Genomic DNA, 249 nt, shown 5'->3' with positions numbered 1-249 from the left:
ATGACAATAAATTTAAAATAAGTTTTCCTGTCTATTTGACTGATATTTATTATCGTTAAAAGATTAATTTAATTCGTAATTTACAAATTGATTCCACTCTTCTATTGCATCCTCAGCAGCATTTAAATGCTTTTCTGATGCTTCATTCATCTCTGCAACAAAATCAGCGATGCACTGCTTATAACGCATAACATCATCATTAAAGCTATCTATTTGCCATTGTGATGTAAATTCATAAGGCTTGTAAGG

The 249-nt window shown here is 30.1% G+C and carries 1 pseudogene; it reads right to left on the bottom strand.

Annotated features, from left to right (window positions below):
* Positions 1-63 precede the first annotated feature (63 nt).
* Positions 64-249: pseudogene (locus tag AAEZ02_RS23160) on the bottom strand (hypothetical protein); the annotation flags it as partial.

It is taken from the genome of Shewanella sp. T24-MNA-CIBAN-0130 (genome assembly GCF_040310185.1).
GTDB lineage: Bacteria > Pseudomonadota > Gammaproteobacteria > Enterobacterales > Shewanellaceae > Shewanella > Shewanella psychromarinicola.
The sequence above is the reverse complement of the archived record's forward strand: the minus strand, read 5'-3'. Positions and strand labels throughout refer to the sequence as shown.